The following is a 20,335-nucleotide window of genomic DNA, read 5'->3' on the forward strand; positions in this document are numbered from 1 at the left end:
AGCGATAACTAATATGAAAACACATTTTATAGCTATTGGCGGAAGTGCCATGCACAACCTGGCTTTAGCATTACACAATAAAGGATATCAGGTTACAGGAAGTGATGATGCCATCTTTGAACCTTCGAAATCACGTTTAGAGAAAAAAGGAATTTTACCCGCTGAATTAGGTTGGTTTCCTGAAAAAATCACTGCTGATATTGATGCTGTTATTTTAGGAATGCATGCCAAAGCGGATAATCCTGAATTGCTAAAAACACAGGAATTGGGCTTGAAAATCTATTCGTATCCTGAGTTTTTGTACGAACAATCTAAAAATAAAACCCGTGTGGTTATTGGTGGTTCTCATGGGAAAACAACCATCACTTCGATGATTTTGCACGTTATGCATTACCACGATATTGAAGTGGATTATATGGTGGGTGCACAATTAGAAGGTTTTGATACGATGGTACATCTTACCGAAGAAAATGATTTTGTGGTTTTGGAAGGCGATGAATATTTGTCTTCGCCAATTGACAGACGACCAAAATTCCATTTGTACCAACCTAATATTGCTTTGATTTCTGGGATTGCCTGGGATCATATTAATGTGTTTCCAACCTATGAAAATTATGTTGAGCAGTTTGAAATTTTTATTGATAAAATTACCAACGGAGGAATTTTGGTTTACAATGAAAATGATTCAGAAGTAAAACGAGTTGCCGAAGCAGCTACAAATCCGATTCGAAAAATTGCTTATCATACACCTAATTATAAAGTAGAAAACGGAACAACCTTGTTAGAAACTCCTGAAGGTGATATGCCAATTGAAGTTTTTGGAGCGCATAATTTGAATAATTTGGCCGGAGCCAAATGGATTTGCCAAAACATGGGAGTTGATGAAGCCGATTTCTATGAAGCCATTGCAAGTTTTAAAGGTGCTTCAAAGCGGTTGGAAAAAATTGCTGAAAGTAAGACAAAAGTGGCTTACAAAGATTTTGCGCATTCGCCATCTAAGGTTTCTGCAACCACAAAAGCCGTAAAAGAACAGTATCCGGATAGAACCGTCGTGGCTTGTTTGGAGCTGCATACTTACAGCAGTTTGAACGCCGAATTCTTGAAAGAATACGAAGGCGCATTGGCTTATGCTGATACAGCAGTTGTTTTTTATTCTCCGGATGCGGTAAAAATTAAGCAATTAGAAGAAGTAACTTATGAGCAAATTGCCAAAGCATTCAATCGCGAAGATTTGATTATTTATACTAATCCTGCTGAGTTCAAAGAATATCTTTTCAATTTAAATCTGGATAATTCAGCTTTATTATTGATGAGTTCTGGAAATTATGGCGGATTGAATTTTGATGAGGTAAAAGGATTGATTGAATAAAAACTAACTTCAAAGATTGTGTGAAGTGTTTTTTGTTGCCAATTTTTAAAACCCACCGTTTGTCATTCCGTAGGAATCTCGGTTCAGTGAGTGTAAAGTGTTGGGATTTCTAAGGGATGACAAGTTTGGGGTTCTGTTTTTTCGTAAAAAAAAGAGTAACTATTATTGTTTTTCAAAGTTTTCTAACTGTAATAATGAATTGTTATGATTGAATACACAGAAGGGATTTATACTTTTTATGTTTATATTCTAACCAATAAAAACAGAACGGTTTTATATACTGGTGTTACCAATAACTTGAAATTACGGCTGCAACAACATGAAAGTAAATTAAACCCAAATAGTTTTACAGCTAAATACAATTCACATTTTTTAATTTATTTTGAAAAATTTAGTTGGATTCAATTAGCAATAGAGCGGGAAAAAGAAATTAAAAATCTTTCCAGAGAAAAGAAACTAAATTTGATTAAGGAAATAAATCCGAATTTAGATTTTTGGAATAGTCATTTTAAATAATAGATTCCTACGGAATGACAAGTTTGTGTGAAGTGCTTTGTCTCCAATTTTTAAAACCCACCGTTTGTCATTCCGTAGGAATCTCAATTCAGAGGAATTACATGTTTGTGTTTAAAAGATTTAGTACTATATTTACTATATGTGAGTTGTTGTAAACTGAATCTTTTGCTATGGAAAACAATCATTTCCCTATTACCAATTGGTCTGAAGACGATAAGCCCAGAGAGAAATTAATACTCAAAGGTAAAAGTGCTTTAAGTGATGCCGAGTTAATTGCTATTTTGATTGGTTCCGGAAGCAGGAACGAATCGGCGGTTGATTTAAGCAAAAGGATTTTGTCCAAAGTAGCTAATAATTTGAGTAGCCTTGGTAAATTGTCTATGGCGCAATTAATGGAGTTTAAGGGTATAGGTGAGGCAAAGGCCATTTCGATTATTGCAGCAATGGAGTTGGGGAGGCGAAGAAGATCAGAGGAAGCGGTTGAATTGACTAAAGTTACTTCGAGTAAGACTGTTTTTGAAATTATGCAACCCATTATTGGCGAATTGCCACATGAGGAATTTTGGATTTTGTATCTGAATAATTCCAATAAGGTAATTTCGAAAGTACAAATAAGTATTGGAGGTATTACGGGAACAATTGTAGATGTGCGTTTGGTGTTTAAAATGGCGCTCGAAAAAGGAGCAACCGCTTTAATATTGTGCCATAATCATCCATCGGGAACATTGGTTCCAAGTGATGCAGATAAACAAATTACCAAGAAATTAAAGCTGGCCGGAGATAGTTTAGATGTTAAAGTTTTGGATCATTTGATTGTGACTGAGACAAAATATTTTAGCTTTGTGGATGAAGGGATTTTTTAAAAAGTAAAAATGAGAATTGATAATATAAAAGATGTGTTTTTTGATTTGGATCATACCCTTTGGGATTTTGATAAAAATTCGAAAATAACTTTCGAGAATATTTTTGCCCAAAACCATCCCGAAGTTGCCATCGATTCATTTATTACTCATTATATTCCTATCAATCAGGCTTGCTGGAAATTGTATCAATACGATAAAATTACACATCAGCAATTGCGCTACGATCGATTGAAATTGTCTTTTGATGCTATCAATTATGAAATTTCGGATGCAGATATTGAGCTTATTTCGCAAGAGTACATCGATTTGTTGACCGAAAACAATCATCTTTTTGATGGGACTTTTGAGATTTTGGATTATTTAATTGAAAAATATAAGCTGCATGTTATTACCAATGGTTTTGCCCATGTGCAAGTTAAGAAGCTTACAAATGCTAATTTAAACGCATATTTTTCGACGATTACCAATTCTGAAATGGCAGGAGTTAAAAAACCGAATCCCATTATTTTTGAATATGCTTTGGATTTGGCTAAAGCCAAAAAAGAAACCAGTATCATGATTGGTGATTCAATAGAAGCGGATGTTTTAGGAGCTTTAGAAGCGGGAATTGATGCTATTTATTTTAACGAAAGTAAACAGCTTGTAGATAATAATATTAAACAAATTAATCATTTATTAGAACTTAAAAACTATTTATAATTTTATTGCCATTAATATGAAGTTTCGTAAGCAACTAATTTAGTAACCGGCAGTCTATATTATAAACTAACAAATAAATTTTAACCTATATGAAAAAACAATTTCTATTTCTTTTATTGCTTGTTTCCAGTTTTGGATTTGCACAATCCTTAAACGATTATAAAACGGTGGTTGTGCCTTTGAAATTTGAATTCTTAAAGTCAGAAAATCAGTATAGACTATCTACCTTGTCTAAATTTAATTTGAACAAAGTAGGTTTTGATGTGTATTATTCGAATCAGGTTGTTCCAAACGATATTAACAGATGTGCTGTTTTAAATTACGATATAGTGAAAGACAGTGGTTTTTTAACAACAAAATTGTACATCACTTTTAAAGATTGTTACGGCAAAATAGTGTATCAATCAGAAGTTGGGGTGAGTAGAGAAAAAGAATTTCAAATAGCTTACACTGATGCCTTAAATAAGGCTTTTGCTTCTATTTACGAATTAGGATATCAGTACAACGGAGGAACTAATGTTACGGTAGAAGAAAAACCGGAAAAGAAAGAGAAGCCGGAAAGAGTTGAAAAAAGAGAAGTGGCAGAGAAGGTAGAGAAAGTTGAAACTGCAGTGCAATCGGTACCGGCTATTGTTATTGATCCAAACGAATTACTTTTTGCACAACCACTTGCCGGAGGGAATTATCAGCTTATTGATAGCAAACCAAGTGTGATAATGAAAATTTATAAAACTTCAGATGCTAATTCTTTTCTGGCTCAAAAAGGAAGTCAGCAAGGAGTATTGATTAAAAAAGAAAACCAATGGTTTTTTGAATATTATCAAAATGATAAATTAGTTTCCGAAAAGATAAACGTTAAGTTTTAGTTCAGATTTCAGATTTCAGATTTCAGATTTCAGATTTCAGATTTCAGATTTCAGATTTCAGATTTCAGATTAAGAATGTTAATCATCTAGTCTGGAATCTGTTTTTTTTACTTCTAACCTCTGACTTCTAACTTCTAGCTTTTTCAATAACCGTATTTGTCTTTCCATCGGTTTTTAAGAAATTCCCGGGTTGTTTTTTCTCTGGAATTATCACCGGGAACATATATAGGAGTGTTTTTAATTTCTTCGGGTAAATATTCCTGCTCTGCAAAATTATTAGCATATTCGTGCGAATATTTATATTCTTCGCCATATCCCAATTCTTTCATTAACTTAGTTGGTGCGTTGCGTAAATGTATAGGAACCGATAAATCTCCGGTTTGTTTCACAATTTGTTGGGCTGTATTAATTGCCATATAGGAAGCATTGCTTTTAGGTGAGGTAGCCAAATAAATAGCACATTGGCTTAGTAAAATACGGCTTTCGGGATAGCCAATAGTCGTAACCGCCTGAAACGTATTATTGGCCATAATCAAAGCAGTAGGATTGGCATTGCCGATGTCTTCACTGGCTGAAATCAGCAGTCTTCGGGCAATAAATTTCACATCTTCACCGCCCTCAATCATTCGGGCTAACCAATAAACAGCACCGTTGGGATCGCTTCCACGAATGGATTTGATAAAAGCCGAAATAATGTCATAATGTTGTTCTCCACTTTTGTCATACAAAACCGTGTTTTGTTGAACCAATTCTAAAACGCGATTGTTTGTAATGGTAATTTCGTCTCCAGCCGAAGCGTTTACGACCAATTCGAAAATATTTAATAGTTTGCGTCCATCGCCGCCTGAAAGTCGCAATAAAGCTTCGGTTTCTTTTAATTGGATATTCTTAGTTTTTAAATAAGTATCCGTTTTCATGGCACGTTCCAATAGGGATTCCAAATCAGCTTTGGTAAAGGCATTTAAGACATAAACCTGACAGCGCGAAAGTAAAGCGGGAATGACTTCAAAACTCGGGTTTTCAGTTGTAGCACCAATGAGTGTAATCCAGCCTTTTTCGACTGCAGCCAGCAAGGAATCCTGCTGTGATTTGCTAAAACGATGAATCTCATCAATAAATAAAATCGGGTTTTTGGCAGTGAAAAGTCCGCCACTTTGTTTGGCTTTTTCTATTACATCACGAATGTCTTTTACTCCCGAATTAATGGCGCTTAAGATAAAAAACGGACGTTGTGATTCCTGCGCAATAATTTGTGCCAAGGTAGTTTTTCCCGTTCCCGGTGGTCCCCAAAATATTAATGACGGAATAATTCCTTTGGAAATTTGCTGCGTCAAAGAGCCATTTGGACCAACCAAATGGGATTGACTGATGTATTCGTCCAGTTTTTGCGGGCGTATGCGTTCTGCTAGTGGTGCTTCCATGCCGTAAAATTACTATTTTTATTTGAAGAGGCATCCCTGTTTTCTATTCTCTGTTCTCTGTTTTTTCTTTCCTAAATATGACAAAATAGCATTATCTTGTCTTTGGTTACATAATTGATTGAATTTTTCAAAAAGAAACAAATGGATAAACATTTCAAATTTACAAACGCGGTTGTAGGACTTCCACTTTTTTTTGTGTTGACGCTGTGGTTTGTTTATTGGCTCCAAATTCGTTTTGATTTTGACTTTGTAGAAAATGGAATTTATCCGCGGACTTTCTCAGGATTGCAAGGTGTAATTTTTAGCCCGTTTATCCATTCCGATTTGAATCATCTTTACAATAACTCTATTCCGCTTTTGGTTTTGCTGGCAGCTTTGCAGTTTTTTTATTCGAAATTGTCTATTAAAGTTATTGGTTACGGTATTTTGTTTTCGGGTATTTTAACATGGTTAATCGGAAGGGAAAGTTATCACATTGGCGCCAGCGGATTGATTTATGTGTTGTTTGCATTTATCTTTTTTAAAGGAATAATGACACAATATTATCGTTTGGTAGCTTTGTCTTTAACAGTCATTACAATGTATGGCGGAATGATTTGGTATGTGTTTCCAAAAGTAGATGAAGCTATTTCCTGGGAAGGGCATTTGGCAGGTTTGATTACAGGTTTTGTGTTAGCTGTTTTATATCAAACGCCTGAGTTTAAAAAAGTGCCTAAATACGAATGGGAAATGCCCGATTATAATCCGGCAGAGGATAAGTTTATGCAGCGATTTGATGAAAACGGCAATTTTGTAAATCTTCCAAAAGAAAAAGTAGAGGAATTTGATGGTTTTCAGAATTACTATATTTCAAATCAAGAAGTGAATTATGAAATTGTCCCAAAAGAAAAAGACGAATCAAAACCAGAGTCTTAATTCGTCTTTTTTATATTATTTAAAATCTATCCAGATAGCTATCGGGACTGCAATCTGAAATTATTAACTTCTTTGTCTTACCGCTTCATATAAAAAAGCACCGCAAGCTACAGATACGTTTAAAGAACCAATTGTTCCAAACATAGGAAGTTTAGCTTTTTCGTCAACAATTTTTAAAACAGATGGGTTTACTCCACGATCTTCAGAACCCATGATGATGGCTACTGGTTCGTTCATGTTAACATTATAAATAGTGTCGTCTGTTTTTTCAGTAGCGGCAACGGTTTTGATTCCACTTCCCTGCAAAAGAAAAATAGCATCTTTAATGTGTTCTACTTTACAAATAGGAATATTGAAAACTGCACCGGCAGATGTTTTAACAGTGTCTCCATTTACGGGAGCAGAACCTGATTTTTGAATGATTATTCCGTTTACTCCAGTACATTCGGCAGTTCTGATAATAGCACCAAAATTGCGGGCATCAGAAATTTGATCCAATATCAAAAACAATGGTTTCTTCCCATTTTCGATTACTGTTTCTATCAAAGCTTCTAAATCAAAAAACGAAATAGGAGAGATGGTAGCTACTGCACCTTGGTGGTTATTAGGAGTAAGTTTGTTTAGTTTTTCAACAGGAACATAAGAGAAATTTACATTCGCGCGTTTCATGACTTTCATCAAGTCTTTCATCAATTCGCCAGAGGCTTCTTTTTGAATGTATACTTTGTCTATTGTTGTACCAGCTTGAATTGCTTCAATAATGGCTCTAATCCCGAATATTTGATGTTCTTTTTCCATGGCGCAAATATATAAAAAAAACCGCCACTTATAAGTGACGGTTAGCGTGTTTAAGTTTCTTTTATAAAGTTAATGCTGGCCAATTAGAACCATCAGTTCTTTTTAAAGTAGTATCTCCATATTCTCCATAGTCATTCTCCCAATGGAATGATATTTTATTGCCATTTACAACTAAATTTGAAAAAGTAAATACTTCGTCATATTGATCTACACCAAAATATGAAATTTTATTACAGATGTCTTTTAGTTGAACATTTCTAGCAATATTACCAGATCCATACAGGCCAGTCCAACCTCCAAAAGAAGCATCGGATATGTTGTAAATACCTCCCCCTTGATCTTCAAAAGTAACGGTTCCTGTTAGTGGACCAGGTGCTGATTCACCTGTTGGAGCTTTTACATTGGTAGTAGTAAATTCATAGGTGCCGCCTAGCTCAGAAGGACAAGATACATTGTATGCTTGGAAAACTTTGTAAGTGCTGGAAGACGCTATATTTGAGCTAAAGTTATTGCTGCCATCATCATTAATAAGTTTTAAAACTGTTCCATCTTTTAAAGTTAATTCAGCGCTAATAGTTAATTGATCGCCTGTTTCAAAATCATCTGATGAATTTAGTTGGGTAAAGGCATCATATATCTTTTGTTTGTTGATGTTTAAGGTGTAAGGGAATGTTTTTATACCTGTAGAAAATTTCCCTTTGAATATTGTTGTTCCATCAGATTTAATATATAATCCCACAACATCCATTGAAGTTATATCTCCAACGGCTTTATCAATTGTAAAACCAAGATTGATATCTCCTCCATTTTGTAATGCAACTAAATTAATATATGTATCTGATGAAGATGATTTTTGAATATTAATTACGGCACCATATTGTATATCTATTTTTGAGTCGCCACCATCATTTTCACAGGAGGGTACTAACATTAATAATGCTAATACAGCGAATATTTTTTTTATATTTTTCATGATATATTTTCATTAATTAGTTATCCCAAAATATTTTATATGTTGCTGGGTTTTTCTGTGCAGGAGCATTTTTATTTAAATTTAATTCAGAAAGAGGCCAATATAACGATAATTGGTATGGGTTTTTCAAGACTGTTTCTGAATCATCAATTGGAAATCCATCTCCATTGTTTAGTTGATATTCTTTTGAAGTGGAATTAGGATTTGCTAAAATTGGGAAACCAGTTCTTCTGTAATCAGAATACTGATCCATTGGGTCTCCAAAAGTAGCTACCCATTTTTGAGTCATGATGATTTCTAGTTTTTTAGTGCTGTTTGCAGCGGTAAATTCAGCGGTGATTTTGTTGATGAAAGTGGTGACATTTGAGGAACCAACTAGCTTTGGTATTCCTGTTTGTTTTGTTCCGCTATTAGCAACAACCTGATCTACTTTTGCAAAACTAGCCTGCATAGCTTGTTGTAGTTTTGTAGTAACATTGCCTGTTAACTTTCCTGCTTGGATTAATTCTGCTTGAATATATAAGAATTCATCATAGGTTAATATTCTGTGTGGGGCAATTCCAGTTCCAGAGTCAACGTCGGCTACACCTCCGTTACCATCATCGTACCTTCCTCCGCAAGGAAAAATACCAGGGTAGGTGTTTGAGTTTTCTGTGCTAAAACTGCTCCAAGGTCCCTGACTACCAAATCGAATAGTGAAAAAACCGGTGGTTTTGTCCCAATAGTCAGCTTTTGGATTTCCAGTGTTTGTGTCTCCTAAATCAGGAGGGAATTGTCCTGCAGTAAGTTGTTTAAAGAAATAGTAGTTAAGTCTAGGGTCTTTGTTTCCATTATGGATATTTGGATTCATCCCCATCATTATTTCATAAAACCATGGGCTCATAAAAGTAGTGAATTGTGAGCTGTTATAAGATTCTAAGTAGAGAGGGTTTCTCTCATCTGATGGTGAGGAATTTCCAGTATGAAGAAATTGAAAATCATCATCAATAGATTTGAAGAAATTATTTTCAGCAATCAAAGCATTAAAGCCAGTTTGGTCAAATTCTGACGATAAACGCATTTGATTGTATAATTTTAATTTGAAAGTGTTTGCAAAACGTATCCATTTATCGGTGTCCCCGCCATAAAATAAATCATCGGCACTAGGTTTTAAGCCTGTGTTTGTCTTTAAATTAGTTTTAGCAGTTTCAATTAAAGTTAAAATTGATTTGTAAATTTCTATTTGATTATCAAATTTAGGAGCAACAGTTCCTCCTTTTAATTTTGTGGCATCGGTATATGGAACATCTCCCCATAAATCAACAGCAACTGACATTAAATAGGCTTTTTCTAATTGACCAATTCCTAGGTATATTAAATCGCCACTTTCTGAACTTTGATTGATTAAACTTTGAATATCGGTTAAGGTTAGATATGAATTATCCCAATCGTTTTGAACAGTTATGTTGTTTACTTTGGTTCCGTATTGATCTTGCTCTTCTTTTACGGTCATTTGATGAGTATATACCTGTAATACATCTCCAGAATAATCTTGAAAACCGGTTGTTTTTCCTAAAGAGACTTGAGTGCTTGTCAATAAGTAATTGAGAGGGGCTATTGTAGGATTGTCAGTGTCAGTATCAACATCAAGATAACCGTTACAACTTACTAGGAGTATTGATGATAATAATAATGCAAATATTGTATTATTATGTTTCAATGTTTTTATAAGTTTCATACTGTTAGTTTTAGAATGTTAAATTAATTTTGAAACCAAGTCTTTTTGATGTTGGTGCTGCTGTAATTTCAATTCCTTGTAGTCTTCCGGAACCAAAACTTGCAATTTCAGGATCGAAATTAGTGTATTTAGGAACGTTTGGTGCAAAGTACCATAGGTTAGTTCCCAGTACACTAAAACTTACTTTTCCAAAAGCAGTTTTTTTCAAAATTTTTGAAGGTAAATCATAGGTTAAGCTAATTTCTCTTAAACGAAAAACGGTTCCGTCATACACAGTTGCTTCGTCAACACTATTGATTGCAAATGTGTTTCCATTTGTCGAAGGAGAGAAATAGAGGTCGTTTGCGGTAATTTGAGTAGTGTTTGGAATAGGATTGTTATTGATGTCAGTAATAGGGACTACATGGTTATTAGTGTCAATCTGTCCATAATATCCAGGGATAATATAGGTGTGTTCTCTGTCTTCGGTGTCTTTAGTTACACCACGTCCCATTAGTTGCTCTAAAGTTGATGATTTGAAATCACCACCTTGTTTCCAGTCAAATTGGGCTCTTAATGAAAATCCTTTGTAGCTAAATGTGTTTGTAAAACTCATTTTAAAATCTGCATTTGGATCGCCAATAATTCCAGCTTCAGTGTCTGCAAGAATTCCTCCGGATCCTGGATCTATTAAGTAGTTGCCGTTGCTGTCTCTTGCAAATTTTGTTCCATAAAAGATTCCGTAAGGTTGATCTTTAATAATGTAACCTACCTGAGCTAATCCTCCTTCGGTTTTCGCTCCTCCATTGCTGGCACTTATTTCAGTGCGTTCAATACCTTCTGCAATTTCGTTAACTTTATTTTTGTTTTTTGTAAAGGTTGTAAATGAGGTCCAATTGAAATTAGTAGTTTTTATGGGAACTATAGTTAATCCAACTTCAATTCCTTTATTAGTCATTTTACCAATATTAGTATTGTAAGTGTCATAACCTGTAGATGTTGGGGTGGTAATTGCAGTGATTAAGTCAGTTGTTGCTTTGCTATATAAACTTAAGTCTAATGCAATTCTTCTGTTGTAGAATTCTAGTTCAGTTCCAATTTCATATTCATTAGTGAATTCAGGTTTAATTTGTTGATCAGCTAATGATGTGCTATTACCTATTACAGGATTTCCGTTGAAAGCATCCCCTAAAATAAAAGAACTGCTTAAAAACTCTGCCGGAGCATCATTTCCTACTTTAGCATAACTGGCTCTTAATTTTGCAAATGTCAAGATGTCACTTTCAATGTTAAAAGCATCTGTTACAATTAAAGAGGTATTAACAGAAGGATAGAAATAAGAGTTGTTGTTTACTGGTAATGAAGATGAATAATCGTTTCTTCCTGTAGCGTTTAAAAACAAGTAATTTTTATAGGCTAAAGTAACATCAGCAAAAAGACCAACGTTTCTGTATCGGGTTCCTTCGTCAACTAAACTGGCTATGTTTTTGAAATTTCTTAATGTAAATAGGTTGGGAGTTATGATTTCCCTTCCGGCAAAAGCAATTCTTGAAGTGTTTGTTTGTAAAATGTTGTTTCCTGCAATTGCTGTAAGGCTAATATCTTCGTTTAGTTTGTAATTAAAATTTACTAATAAAGTAGATTCAATGTCTTCGTTAGTAAAGTTGTCGGTTACCAGATAACCAACTCCACCATATGCAATAGAATTTTTATCTCTAATTTCTTTTCTGTCTAGAGTATATCTGTTAAATCCAAATCTATAAGAAGCTGAGATGTTTTTATTGAAGGAATAATCCAGATTAATTCCTGCAACTGTTCGATTGGTTTTTGAAATGATTTTATCGTGTTTCCATGACCATAAAGGGTGATCAAATTGATTTCCGTTGGGCGTTACAGATGCTCCTGTTTCAGGATTCTCATATGGTAAGTTTAGATCCCAGTTTCTAGCGATAAAAAGGGTTCTAGCAAAAGAAGATGAAGATGATTCATCTGAAGATTGTTGGTCACCAAAAAAGCCTCCATTTTGAGCCGTTTTTGCATAACTCATATTAGCTCCCATTGTTAATTTGTTTGCTAATTTAAAATTACCTCCGATGGCTACAGATGTTCTGTCGTAGCTGTTAAAAGGGATGTAGCCGTTTTGGTTTAAATTGGAGATAGTGGCGTTAAAATTACCATCTTGACCTGCGTAATTGAAGCCAATTGAATTGTCATAAACGGTACCGGTTCTAAATAGATCTTTAACGTTGTTAGGTTTCGCTACATATGGGACTGTTGGTCCAAGTTCTGGGGCTACTTCTAAAACAGTTGGCCAGGTTGGGATGGTTCCGTCATCATTTAATCCATAGTCACTACCAGCTTTTCCAAATGCAGGTCCCCATGATCCATTAGAGGCTGGTCCGTATTTGAAATTGGATCCGGCACCATATTTATTTTGGTATTCAGGTAGGTTAGCAATGTTGTCGGTGTAAACTCCAGTAGATACGTTAACGCTAAGTTTGTTGTTTTTATTGGCATTTGTTGAACCTGTCTTGGTTGTGATTACAATAACCCCGTTAACTGCTCTTGAGCCATATAATGCTGAGGCCGCAGCACTTTTTAGAATGTTTATAGAAGCAATATTGTTAGGGTCTAAACTTGATAATGCCGATTCGTATCCACCACCACTATTGGTTTGATTGGATGTAGCAACAGAAGTGTTGTTGTATTTTACACCATCAACAATTATTAAAGGTTGAGTGTCTTTTGTGAATGAATTAATACCTCTAATTGTAATTTGATTGGCAGCTCCTGCTACCCCGGAAGAAACGTTTATGTTTACTCCTGCTACTTTACCGTTGATGGCGCGTAGTAAATCCGGTTCTGAATTTTCGGTGATTTCTGCAGATTTTATCGTGCTAACAGAATATCCTAAGTTTTTAGGTTTTCTTTTTATGCCTAAAGCAGTAACAACCACTCCTTCCAGTTCTACTGAATCTTCTATAAGTCTTACGGAAATAGTTGATGAACTGGCTGGTTTTTCCTGTGTTTTCATTCCAACATAACTAAATATCAGAATTTGGGATGGGGCAGCTTTAATGCTGAATTTACCGTCAAAATCAGATTGTGTGCTGGATTGTGTTCCTTTTACCAAGATGCTAACACCAGGTAGAGGGATGCCTGCGTTGTCTGAAACAGTACCGGTTACAAGTCTTTCCTGTGAGTAAGAAAGCTGTGTTATTATTGCTAGTAGTAGCAATAAAATTACTTTGAGTTTTGGCTTCATTTTTAATAATTTGGGTTCTTATTAGCAAAAATCTTAAATAATTGTTAAATATCCTAATATTTGCAGTTCTTTTTGTGTTAATATGGGTTGGTGTAAAAGTTTGAATGAATGAGTTTTGATTGTTGGAAAAGGCAGTGGAGATAATCTTGTTGAAAATTAATGAATTAACATTTGTAGAGTAAAAAATAATTTATACATTTGCAACCCCGTAAAAAGCGGGATTTATATTTACATAATAATTTTTAGTATTAATTATGCCAACAATTCAACAATTAGTAAGAACAGGAAGAACTCAGATAACTAAGAAGAGTAAATCGGTTGCTTTAGATTCTTGCCCTCAACGAAGAGGAGTTTGTACGCGTGTTTACACTACTACACCAAAAAAACCAAACTCAGCGATGCGTAAAGTAGCGCGTGTGCGTTTGACAAATGGTAATGAAGTGAATGCTTACATCCCTGGTGAAGGTCACAATCTACAAGAGCACTCGATAGTATTAGTTAGGGGTGGAAGGGTAAAAGATTTACCAGGAGTTAGATATCACATCGTTCGTGGTGCGCTTGATACATCAGGTGTTGCTGGAAGAACGCAAAGAAGATCTAAGTATGGTGCTAAACGCCCAAAAGAAGCAAAAAAGTAATTTAAAACGTTAAGAGTTGGAGGTTAGGAGTTAAGGGTTGGGATTAGAGCTTTGGTGAAAATCTGTAACACATAACATTTAGCGGATAACCCATAACTTTTTATTAAAAAAAAGACATGAGAAAAAGAGCGGCAAAAAAGAGACCACTTTTACCAGATCCAAGGTTTAATGACCAACTGGTAACACGTTTTGTGAATAACTTAATGTGGGATGGTAAGAAATCTACAGCTTTTAAAGTTTTTTATGATGCAATTGATATCATTGAAACTAAAAAGCAAAATGACGAAAAAACTTCATTAGAAATCTGGAAAGATGCTTTAACAAACGTTATGCCTCACGTAGAAGTGCGTAGCCGTAGAGTTGGTGGAGCTACATTTCAAATTCCAATGCAAATTCGTCCAGATAGAAAAATTTCTATGGCAATGAAGTGGTTAATACTTTATTCTAGAAGAAGAAACGAAAAGTCAATGGCTCAAAGATTAGCTTCTGAGTGTTTAGCTGCGGCTAAAGAAGAAGGGGCGGCTGTTAAGAAAAGAATGGATACTCACAAAATGGCAGAAGCTAATAAAGCTTTCTCTCACTTCAGATTTTAATTCGTAAGAAATGGCTAGAGACTTAAAATATACAAGAAATATAGGAATTGCTGCTCACATTGATGCTGGTAAAACAACAACTACTGAGCGTATCCTTTTTTATACAGGTAAATCACATAAAATTGGTGAGGTGCACGATGGTGCTGCAACAATGGACTGGATGGCACAAGAGCAAGAAAGAGGTATTACTATTACTTCTGCTGCTACAACTTGTGAGTGGAATTTTCCAACTGAGCAAGGTAAGTTATTGCCAGAATCATTGCCGTACCACTTTAATATTATTGATACTCCTGGGCACGTTGACTTTACTGTAGAGGTAAACCGTTCTTTGCGTGTACTTGATGGTTTAGTTTTCTTGTTTTCTGCTGTTGATGGTGTTGAGCCTCAATCAGAAACTAACTGGAGACTTGCTGATCAATATAGAGTTCCTCGTATGGGATTCGTAAATAAAATGGACCGTCAAGGATCTAACTTTTTGGCAGTTTGTCAACAAGTAAGAGATATGTTGAAATCAAACGCTGTTGCTATTACTTTGCCAATTGGTGAAGAAAATGATTTCAAAGGTGTGGTTGATTTGGTGAAAAACCAAGCTATTGTATGGCATGATGCTACTCAAGGAGCTACTTTCGATATTATCGATATCCCTGCGGATATGGTTGATGAAGTGAAAGAATACAGAGATATCCTTATTGAGGCGGTTGCTGACTATGATGAGAACTTGCTTGATAAGTATATGGAAGATCCAGATTCTATCACGGAAGAAGAAATCAACAAGGCGTTAAGAGCTGCTACTATGGATATGGCTATAATTCCTATGATTGCTGGTTCTTCTTTCAAAAACAAAGGAGTTCAATTCATGTTAGATGCAGTATGTAAATACTTGCCATCTCCAATGGATAAAGAAGGTATTAAAGGAATTCACCCGGACGATGCTGAGTTATTAGAAGAAGATCAGGTTCAAATCTTGCGTAAGCCAGATGTTAAAGAGCCATTCGCTGCTTTAGCGTTTAAGATTGCTACTGACCCATTCGTAGGTCGTTTGGCTTTCTTCCGTGCTTATTCAGGAAGATTAGATGCTGGTTCTTATGTTTTGAACACTCGTTCTGGAAACAAAGAAAGAATTTCTCGTATCTACCAAATGCATGCTAACAAACAAAATCCAATCGAATATATTGAGGCTGGAGATATTGGAGCTGCTGTTGGATTTAAAGATATCAAAACTGGAGATACATTGTGTGATGAAAAACACCCAATTATTCTTGAGTCTATGAAATTCCCTGCACCGGTAATTGGTATTGCTATTGAGCCTAAAACTAAGGCTGACGTGGATAAAATGGGTATGGCTTTGGCTAAATTAGCTGAGGAAGATCCGACATTTACTGTTAGAACTGATGAGGCTTCAGGGCAAACTATTATCTCGGGTATGGGTGAGCTTCACTTGGATATCTTAGTTGATAGAATGAAACGTGAATTTAAAGTTGAAGTAAACCAAGGTGAGCCTCAAGTTGAGTACAAAGAAGCGTTTACAAAAACAGCTACTCATAGAGAAACTTACAAAAAGCAATCTGGAGGTCGTGGTAAATTCGGTGATATCGTATTTAGACTTGAGCCTGCTGATGAAGTTGATGGTAAAGTTCCTGTTGGTTTGCAGTTTGTTAATGAAGTAAAAGGAGGTAACGTTCCTAAAGAATATATTCCTGCTGTTGAAAAAGGTTTCCGTGAAGCTATGAAAACAGGTCCTTTGGCTGGTTACCAAGTTGATAGTTTAAAAGTAACTTTATTAGATGGATCTTTCCACCCTGTGGATTCAGATGCACTTTCTTTTGAATTAGCAGCTAGGATGGGTTATAGAGAAGTGGCTAAGGCTGCTGGGGCTGTAATTCTTGAGCCAATCATGAAAATGGAAGTTATTACACCAGAAGAAAACATGGGAGATATCGTAGGTGATATTAACCGTCGTAGAGGTCAGGTTAATGACATGGGTGATAGAAATGGTGCGAAAACTATTAAGGCTGATGTGCCTTTGTCAGAAATGTTTGGATATGTAACTACATTGAGAACATTGTCTTCTGGTAGAGCTACTTCTACAATGGAATTCTCTCACTATGCAGAAACACCTTCTAATATTTCAGAAGCAGTAATCAAAAAAGCAAAAGGAAACGCTTAATCTTTAAGAAAATGAGTCAAAAAATCAGAATAAAATTAAAATCTTACGATCATATGTTGGTAGATAAGTCTGCTGAAAAGATTGTAAAAACGGTTAAGACTACCGGAGCAGTGGTAACAGGGCCAATTCCTTTGCCAACTCACAAAAAATTGTTTACTGTATTGCGTTCTCCGCACGTAAACAAAAAAGCAAGAGAGCAATTTGAAGTAATGTCATATAAGAGATTAATTGATATTTATTCATCTTCATCTAAAACTATCGATGCTTTAATGAAATTAGAATTACCTAGTGGAGTTGAAGTAGAAATCAAAGTTTAAGTTTTTTTTTCAAGAGTAAATTAGAGCACTTCGTTTAAGTGAAAAGTTTTTTTGGTTTGTGTGTAAATAAGTTATACTTTTGCACCACTTTAAAAACGGCTTCACTTAAACGATTGTGTTCTGTTTTTATATTTAATAATTAATAATTAATATTTATGTCTGGGTTAATTGGTAGAAAAATCGGCATGACTAGTCTTTTTGATGAGAACGGGAAGAATATTCCTTGTACTGTTATTGAGGCAGGTCCATGTGTTGTTACCCAAGTCAGAACCAAAGAGGTTGACGGGTATGAAGCGTTGCAACTTGGTTTCGATGACAAAAACGAGAAACATTCCACTAAAGCGGCTTTAGGTCACTTTAAAAAAGCAGGAACTGTTGCTAAGAAAAAAGTCGTTGAATTCAAAGAATTTGCAACTGAACAAAAATTAGGAGATCTTATTGATGTTTCTATTTTTGCTGAAGGAGAATTTGTAGATGTACAAGGTGTGTCTAAAGGTAAAGGTTTTCAAGGTGTTGTAAAACGTCACGGTTTTGGTGGTGTTGGTCAAGCAACTCATGGTCAACATAACCGTTTAAGAGCGCCAGGTTCTGTGGGAGCTTCTTCTTATCCATCTAGAGTATTCAAAGGAATGCGTATGGCTGGAAGAATGGGAGGAGAAAATGTAAAAGTTCAAAACCTTAGAGTTTTAAAAGTAGTGGCTGATAAGAACCTACTTGTTATTAAAGGATGTGTTCCTGGTCATAACAACTCTTATGTAATCATTCAGAAGTAATGGAAGTAAAAGTATTAGATTTCAACGGAAAAGATACTGGAAGAAAAGTTCAACTTTCTGATTCAGTATTCGCAATTGAACCAAATAATCACGCAGTATATCTTGATGTTAAGCAATATCTTGCTAATCAAAGACAAGGAACGCACAAAGCTAAAGAAAGAGCTGAAGTAGCGGGAAGTACTCGTAAGATTAAAAAACAAAAAGGAACAGGTACTGCTCGTGCGGGTAGTGCAAAAAACCCTTTGTTTAAAGGTGGTGGAACTGTTTTTGGACCAAGACCAAGAAGTTATTCATTTAAATTGAATAAAAGCTTGAAGCGTTTGGCTAGAAAATCAGCTTTCTCTATAAAAGCAAAAGAGTCAAATATTATCGTTCTTGAAGACTTTAATTTTGATGCTCCAAACACTAAAAATTTCATTAACGTTTTGAAAGCTTTAGAGTTAGAAAATAAAAAATCTCTGTTTGTATTGGGTAATACCAATAAAAATGTATATTTGTCGTCACGTAATTTAAAAGCGTCTAACGTTGTAAGTTCTTTAGAATTAAGCACTTATGATATTTTAAATGCTAATAATTTAGTGCTTTTGGAGAGTTCTTTGGAAGTAATTGAAGAAAATTTAAGTAAATAATAGGAGATGAGTATCATAATTAAGCCTATAGTAACGGAAAAAGTAACCAAAGAAAGTGAAGTTTTAAACCGTTTTGGATTTGTAGTTAACAAAAAAGCAAACAAAGTTGAAATTAAGAAAGCTGTTGAGGCTGCTTATGGAGTAACTGTTTTGAGTGTTAACACAATTAATGTAAGACCGGATAGAACTACAAAATACACTAAAAGTGGTTTAATCAGTGGAAAGACAAATGCAATTAAAAAAGCAATTGTTCAAGTACAAGAAGGAGAAACAATTGATTTTTACAACAATATCTAAGATATAACAATGTCAGTAAGAAAATTAAAACCTATTACCGCAGGTCAGCGATTTAGAGTTGTGAATGGTTATGACGCCATTACAACTGATAAGCCGGAACGCTCTTTGATAGCGCCGATAAAAAACTCTGGAGGTAGAAATAGTCAAGGAAAGATGACCATGCGTTATACGGGTGGTGGTCACAAGCAGAGATATCGTATCATCGATTTCAAAAGAACTAAAGTTGGAATTCCAGCTACAGTGAAATCAATTGAGTACGATCCAAACAGAACTGCTTTTATTGCTTTATTAGCGTATGCTGATGGAGAGAAAACTTATATTATTGCTCAAAATGGATTGAAAGTTGGTCAGAAATTAGTTTCTGGTGCTGATGCTCAACCAGAAATTGGGAATACATTACCTTTAAGTAAAGTTCCTCTAGGGACTGTAATTTCTTGTATTGAATTGAGACCTGGTCAAGGAGCTGTTATTGCTCGTTCTGCAGGAACTTTTGCTCAATTAATGGCAAGAGATGGAAAATATGCAACAATTAAAATGCCTTCTGGAGAAACAAGATTAATCTTGTTGACTTGTTCGGCTACAATTGGAGCAGTTTCTAATTCTGATCATCAATTAGTAGTGTCTGGTAAAGCAGGTAGAACAAGATGGTTAGGTAGAAGACCAAGAACAAGACCAGTAGCGATGAACCCTGTTGATCACCCTATGGGAGGTGGTGAAGGTCGTTCTTCTGGAGGTCATCCACGTTCAAGAAACGGAGTACCGGCTAAAGGTTATAGAACTCGTTCTCCGAAAAACCCGAGTAGTAAGTATATCGTAGAACGTAGAAAGAAATAATTAAGATATGGCACGTTCATTAAAAAAAGGACCTTTCGTTCATTATAAGTTAGAAAAGAAAGTTGAAGAGAACATTGCAGGTGGAAATAAAGGAGTGGTTAAGACTTGGTCTAGAGCTTCTATGATTACTCCTGACTTTGTTGGACAAACTATCGCAGTTCATAACGGTCGTCAATTTGTACCAGTTTACGTAACTGAAAATATGGTAGGACACAAATTAGGAGAATTTTCACCAACTAGATCTTTTAGAGGTCATGCTGGAGCAAAAAATAAAGGTAAAAAATAAGAAGCAATGGGAGTTCGTAAAAGAGAAACAGCAGATGCGAGAAAAGAGGCTAATAAGTCTATTGCTTTCGCGAAATTGAATAACTGCCCTACTTCACCTAGAAAAATGCGCTTAGTAGCGGACTTGGTAAGAGGTCAGAAGGTAGAAAGAGCACTTAACATCTTAAGATTCAGTTCTAAAGAAGCTTCAAGAAAATTAGAAAAACTATTATTATCTGCAATCAACAACTGGGAGCAAAAAAATAGTGAAGGTAATTTAGAAGAGGCTGGATTATTTGTTAAAGAGATCAGAGTAGATGGTGGAATGATGTTAAAAAGACTTCGTCCAGCTCCACAAGGTCGTGCACACAGAATTAGAAAACGTTCAAATCACGTAACAATCGTGTTAGGAGCTATTAATAACACACAAGCAAATTAATAC

Annotated in this window: 21 protein-coding genes; 16 read left to right on the forward strand and 5 right to left on the reverse strand. The window is 35.2% G+C overall.

What is annotated here, in order from left to right; translation table 11 throughout:
* Nucleotides 1-13 precede the first annotated feature (13 nt).
* The 5 genes from EOD40_RS10020 (at nt 14) to EOD40_RS10040 (ending at nt 4,313) form a co-directional block, all read left to right on the forward strand.
* Nucleotides 14-1,369, forward strand: a complete 1,356-nt coding sequence (locus EOD40_RS10020; RefSeq protein ID WP_128195146.1) for a UDP-N-acetylmuramate--L-alanine ligase — start codon at nt 14-16, stop codon at nt 1,367-1,369.
* A 204-nt stretch (nt 1,370-1,573) separates the two neighbouring features.
* A complete protein-coding gene (locus EOD40_RS10025) occupies nt 1,574-1,885 on the forward strand; it encodes a GIY-YIG nuclease family protein (RefSeq protein ID WP_128195148.1) in 312 nt (103 codons plus the stop codon).
* A 170-nt stretch (nt 1,886-2,055) separates the two neighbouring features.
* Nucleotides 2,056-2,748 carry a RadC family protein gene (gene radC / locus EOD40_RS10030; protein WP_128195150.1) on the forward strand — a complete coding sequence of 231 codons (693 nt, stop codon included), beginning with the start codon at nt 2,056-2,058 and terminating at the stop codon, nt 2,746-2,748.
* A gap of 9 nt (nt 2,749-2,757) precedes the next feature.
* Nucleotides 2,758-3,447, forward strand: a complete 690-nt coding sequence (locus EOD40_RS10035; protein ID WP_128195152.1) for a YjjG family noncanonical pyrimidine nucleotidase — start codon at nt 2,758-2,760, stop codon at nt 3,445-3,447.
* A gap of 89 nt (nt 3,448-3,536) precedes the next feature.
* On the forward strand, nt 3,537-4,313 hold the full coding sequence (locus tag EOD40_RS10040) for a hypothetical protein (RefSeq protein WP_128195154.1): 777 nt from the start codon (nt 3,537-3,539) through the stop codon (nt 4,311-4,313).
* 143 nt (nt 4,314-4,456) lie between these two features.
* On the opposite strand, the gene EOD40_RS10045 is transcribed toward EOD40_RS10040, so the two are convergent.
* Nucleotides 4,457-5,734 (reverse strand): replication-associated recombination protein A, encoded by a 1,278-nt coding sequence (locus EOD40_RS10045; protein ID WP_128195155.1) that lies wholly within the window; start codon nt 5,732-5,734, stop codon nt 4,457-4,459.
* Nucleotides 5,735-5,875: 141 nt separating this feature from the next.
* Here EOD40_RS10045 and EOD40_RS10050 point away from each other — a divergent pair, with 141 nt between their 5' ends.
* Nucleotides 5,876-6,649 carry a rhomboid family intramembrane serine protease gene (locus EOD40_RS10050; RefSeq protein ID WP_128195157.1) on the forward strand — a complete coding sequence of 258 codons (774 nt, stop codon included), beginning with the start codon at nt 5,876-5,878 and terminating at the stop codon, nt 6,647-6,649.
* Between the two features lie 63 nt (nt 6,650-6,712).
* On the opposite strand, the gene rlmB is transcribed toward EOD40_RS10050, so the two are convergent.
* The 4 genes from rlmB to EOD40_RS10070 all read right to left on the reverse strand — a co-directional run bounded on the left by rlmB (nt 6,713) and on the right by EOD40_RS10070 (nt 13,381).
* Nucleotides 6,713-7,447 carry a 23S rRNA (guanosine(2251)-2'-O)-methyltransferase RlmB gene (rlmB, locus tag EOD40_RS10055; protein WP_128195159.1) on the reverse strand — a complete coding sequence of 245 codons (735 nt, stop codon included), beginning with the start codon at nt 7,445-7,447 and terminating at the stop codon, nt 6,713-6,715.
* A gap of 61 nt (nt 7,448-7,508) precedes the next feature.
* Complete coding sequence (locus EOD40_RS10060) at nt 7,509-8,378, reverse strand: hypothetical protein (protein ID WP_128195161.1); 870 nt, start codon at nt 8,376-8,378, stop codon at nt 7,509-7,511.
* A 58-nt stretch (nt 8,379-8,436) separates the two neighbouring features.
* The gene (locus EOD40_RS10065; protein WP_128195163.1) at nt 8,437-10,137 is read right to left on the reverse strand and encodes a SusD/RagB family nutrient-binding outer membrane lipoprotein; all 1,701 of its coding nucleotides are present in this window, start codon (nt 10,135-10,137) and stop codon (nt 8,437-8,439) included.
* Nucleotides 10,138-10,147: 10 nt separating this feature from the next.
* Nucleotides 10,148-13,381, reverse strand: a complete 3,234-nt coding sequence (locus EOD40_RS10070) for a SusC/RagA family TonB-linked outer membrane protein (RefSeq protein ID WP_128195165.1) — start codon at nt 13,379-13,381, stop codon at nt 10,148-10,150.
* A 254-nt stretch (nt 13,382-13,635) separates the two neighbouring features.
* On the opposite strand from EOD40_RS10070, the gene rpsL reads away from it, so the two are divergent.
* From rpsL to rplV, 10 genes are all read left to right on the forward strand, one after another.
* A complete protein-coding gene (rpsL, locus tag EOD40_RS10075) occupies nt 13,636-14,019 on the forward strand; it encodes a 30S ribosomal protein S12 (protein WP_007136570.1) in 384 nt (127 codons plus the stop codon).
* Between the two features lie 116 nt (nt 14,020-14,135).
* Nucleotides 14,136-14,612 (forward strand): 30S ribosomal protein S7, encoded by a 477-nt coding sequence (rpsG, locus tag EOD40_RS10080; RefSeq protein WP_026727879.1) that lies wholly within the window; start codon nt 14,136-14,138, stop codon nt 14,610-14,612.
* Nucleotides 14,613-14,622: 10 nt separating this feature from the next.
* Nucleotides 14,623-16,779 (forward strand): elongation factor G, encoded by a 2,157-nt coding sequence (fusA, locus tag EOD40_RS10085; RefSeq protein WP_128195167.1) that lies wholly within the window; start codon nt 14,623-14,625, stop codon nt 16,777-16,779.
* Between the two features lie 11 nt (nt 16,780-16,790).
* Nucleotides 16,791-17,096 carry a 30S ribosomal protein S10 gene (gene rpsJ / locus EOD40_RS10090; protein WP_007803605.1) on the forward strand — a complete coding sequence of 102 codons (306 nt, stop codon included), beginning with the start codon at nt 16,791-16,793 and terminating at the stop codon, nt 17,094-17,096.
* Between the two features lie 155 nt (nt 17,097-17,251).
* Nucleotides 17,252-17,869, forward strand: a complete 618-nt coding sequence (gene rplC, locus EOD40_RS10095) for a 50S ribosomal protein L3 (protein WP_071183846.1) — start codon at nt 17,252-17,254, stop codon at nt 17,867-17,869.
* Complete coding sequence (gene rplD, locus EOD40_RS10100; RefSeq protein ID WP_128195169.1) at nt 17,869-18,498, forward strand: 50S ribosomal protein L4; 630 nt, start codon at nt 17,869-17,871, stop codon at nt 18,496-18,498. The genes rplC and rplD overlap by 1 nt, the downstream gene beginning before the upstream one ends.
* A 6-nt stretch (nt 18,499-18,504) precedes the next feature.
* Nucleotides 18,505-18,795, forward strand: coding sequence for a 50S ribosomal protein L23 (gene rplW, locus EOD40_RS10105; protein WP_035659234.1), 291 nt, complete (start codon nt 18,505-18,507; stop codon nt 18,793-18,795).
* Nucleotides 18,796-18,804: 9 nt separating this feature from the next.
* On the forward strand, nt 18,805-19,629 hold the full coding sequence (gene rplB, locus EOD40_RS10110; RefSeq protein ID WP_128195170.1) for a 50S ribosomal protein L2: 825 nt from the start codon (nt 18,805-18,807) through the stop codon (nt 19,627-19,629).
* A gap of 7 nt (nt 19,630-19,636) precedes the next feature.
* The gene (gene rpsS / locus EOD40_RS10115; protein WP_024981511.1) at nt 19,637-19,915 is read left to right on the forward strand and encodes a 30S ribosomal protein S19; all 279 of its coding nucleotides are present in this window, start codon (nt 19,637-19,639) and stop codon (nt 19,913-19,915) included.
* Between the two features lie 6 nt (nt 19,916-19,921).
* Complete coding sequence (gene rplV / locus EOD40_RS10120; protein WP_071183843.1) at nt 19,922-20,332, forward strand: 50S ribosomal protein L22; 411 nt, start codon at nt 19,922-19,924, stop codon at nt 20,330-20,332.
* Nucleotides 20,333-20,335: the final 3 nt, after the last annotated feature.

The sequence above is a fragment of the Flavobacterium sufflavum genome (genome assembly GCF_004016525.1).
Taxonomy (GTDB): Bacteria; Bacteroidota; Bacteroidia; order Flavobacteriales; family Flavobacteriaceae; genus Flavobacterium; species Flavobacterium sufflavum.

Bases quoted from the DNA above. Each gene is read 5' to 3' on its own strand.
- EOD40_RS10020 (WP_128195146.1), top strand. From the start codon at position 14: ATGAAAACACATTTTATAGCTATTGGCGGAAGTGCCATGCACAACCTG.
- EOD40_RS10025 (WP_128195148.1), top strand. From the start codon at position 1,574: ATGATTGAATACACAGAAGGGATTTATACTTTTTATGTTTATATTCTA.
- radC (WP_128195150.1), top strand. From the start codon at position 2,056: ATGGAAAACAATCATTTCCCTATTACCAATTGGTCTGAAGACGATAAG.
- EOD40_RS10035 (WP_128195152.1), top strand. From the start codon at position 2,758: ATGAGAATTGATAATATAAAAGATGTGTTTTTTGATTTGGATCATACC.
- EOD40_RS10040 (WP_128195154.1), top strand. From the start codon at position 3,537: ATGAAAAAACAATTTCTATTTCTTTTATTGCTTGTTTCCAGTTTTGGA.
- EOD40_RS10045 (WP_128195155.1), bottom strand. From the start codon at position 5,734: ATGGAAGCACCACTAGCAGAACGCATACGCCCGCAAAAACTGGACGAA.
- EOD40_RS10050 (WP_128195157.1), top strand. From the start codon at position 5,876: ATGGATAAACATTTCAAATTTACAAACGCGGTTGTAGGACTTCCACTT.
- rlmB (WP_128195159.1), bottom strand. From the start codon at position 7,447: ATGGAAAAAGAACATCAAATATTCGGGATTAGAGCCATTATTGAAGCA.
- EOD40_RS10060 (WP_128195161.1), bottom strand. From the start codon at position 8,378: ATGTTAGTACCCTCCTGTGAAAATGATGGTGGCGACTCAAAAATAGAT.
- EOD40_RS10065 (WP_128195163.1), bottom strand. From the start codon at position 10,137: ATGAAACTTATAAAAACATTGAAACATAATAATACAATATTTGCATTA.
- EOD40_RS10070 (WP_128195165.1), bottom strand. From the start codon at position 13,381: ATGAAGCCAAAACTCAAAGTAATTTTATTGCTACTACTAGCAATAATA.
- rpsL (WP_007136570.1), top strand. From the start codon at position 13,636: ATGCCAACAATTCAACAATTAGTAAGAACAGGAAGAACTCAGATAACT.
- rpsG (WP_026727879.1), top strand. From the start codon at position 14,136: ATGAGAAAAAGAGCGGCAAAAAAGAGACCACTTTTACCAGATCCAAGG.
- fusA (WP_128195167.1), top strand. From the start codon at position 14,623: ATGGCTAGAGACTTAAAATATACAAGAAATATAGGAATTGCTGCTCAC.
- rpsJ (WP_007803605.1), top strand. From the start codon at position 16,791: ATGAGTCAAAAAATCAGAATAAAATTAAAATCTTACGATCATATGTTG.
- rplC (WP_071183846.1), top strand. From the start codon at position 17,252: ATGTCTGGGTTAATTGGTAGAAAAATCGGCATGACTAGTCTTTTTGAT.
- rplD (WP_128195169.1), top strand. From the start codon at position 17,869: ATGGAAGTAAAAGTATTAGATTTCAACGGAAAAGATACTGGAAGAAAA.
- rplW (WP_035659234.1), top strand. From the start codon at position 18,505: ATGAGTATCATAATTAAGCCTATAGTAACGGAAAAAGTAACCAAAGAA.
- rplB (WP_128195170.1), top strand. From the start codon at position 18,805: ATGTCAGTAAGAAAATTAAAACCTATTACCGCAGGTCAGCGATTTAGA.
- rpsS (WP_024981511.1), top strand. From the start codon at position 19,637: ATGGCACGTTCATTAAAAAAAGGACCTTTCGTTCATTATAAGTTAGAA.
- rplV (WP_071183843.1), top strand. From the start codon at position 19,922: ATGGGAGTTCGTAAAAGAGAAACAGCAGATGCGAGAAAAGAGGCTAAT.